The organism is Gemmatimonadota bacterium (assembly GCA_026706345.1).
Classification (GTDB): Bacteria; JAAXHH01; JAAXHH01; order JAAXHH01; family JAAXHH01; genus JAAXHH01.
Window position 1 is genome coordinate 1 of record JAPOYX010000252.1, and the last position, 1119, is coordinate 1119.

A 1119-nucleotide genomic window follows, 5' to 3' on the forward strand; every position below is an offset into this window, starting at 1 on the left:
GATCGCGTCGATGGATTCGGGAATCGTGACCGACTCCTGCGGAAGATGGATACCGAACATGATGTCGCGTCCGGACTTCACGAAAGTGTCCTCCCACACGGGTACTTCGTAGATGTCGCCCCGCGGCCGCCCCAGGTCACGTGCGTACTTGAAGATCGAAGCGTTGCCGAGAAACCCCTCGTCGGTGGAGATCAGCCGGATCCGGTCGTGGGCCGCGAACAGCGCCTTGGCCTCATCCACCGAGAGATCCTCCTTCGGTGTCGCAAGCACCGAGATGAAGTGCCCGTGGGTAATCGGGGTATGCACCAGCAGCCCCGTCGCCTCCACGTGGGGCATGATGGTCATCAGATCGACGGCCTGATGATTGGGGGCCTTGTCCACCTGCAGCGCATTCACGATCCCGCGGTGGTAGTCGCCCGGATCGGCGACGCGCCGAACGATCGTGATGGCGACCCGCTCCACACCGACACCCCGGTCCAGGCAGTCGATGGTCCGGATCAGCCCGGTCGTGTTGCAGGACGTCAGTTTGAGAAAATCCTGATTCAAGCCGCTCTCATAGTTGGCGTAGCCATGAAAGAACACATCGGCGATCTCGTCCTTTTCCCCGCCCTGAAAGACGGCCTTCTTGCCGTGTGCCTGATAGAGCACCTTGTTCTGCGCACCGATGCCGCCGGGCGCCGCATCGAGCACGATGTCGACCTGCGGCAGGACATCATCCAGGGTGCCCGACACCGGCACACCGGCCGCTTCGAGCCGCGCCCGGGCCCCGTCGAACGCGGCGTAGAGCTTGTGGGGCATCCCGCGCTCTTTGAGGGCCCGCACCGTGAGGGTCGGCGCTGCGTCCACGACGCCGACAAGCTCCATGTCTCCCTGCAGCTCGACGCCGTCCGCGAGCCGCTGGCCGATGACCCCATAGCCGGAAACCAGAACCTTGATCATGGTTGACCTCGAATGCGCCTGTTCATGGGGCGACATCCGCGCCCCGCCTGAACGGTACGGTAGCATATACCGGCCCGATCCCGGGATGGCGCCGGGATGTCGATGAAGTCAGGTTTCGGTGTACAAAGGTCCAATAAACCTATGATAATCATGATATTAGAAAGCCGGATTGCATCCGGA

Annotated in this window: 1 protein-coding gene; it reads right to left on the reverse strand. The window is 62.4% G+C overall.

Features of this window, described 5'->3' with window-relative positions; all coding sequences use genetic code 11:
* On the reverse strand, positions 1 to 939 hold a 939-nt coding region (locus tag OXG98_17960; GenBank protein MCY3773896.1), incomplete at its 3' end, for a type II glyceraldehyde-3-phosphate dehydrogenase.
* Positions 940 to 1119: the final 180 nt, after the last annotated feature.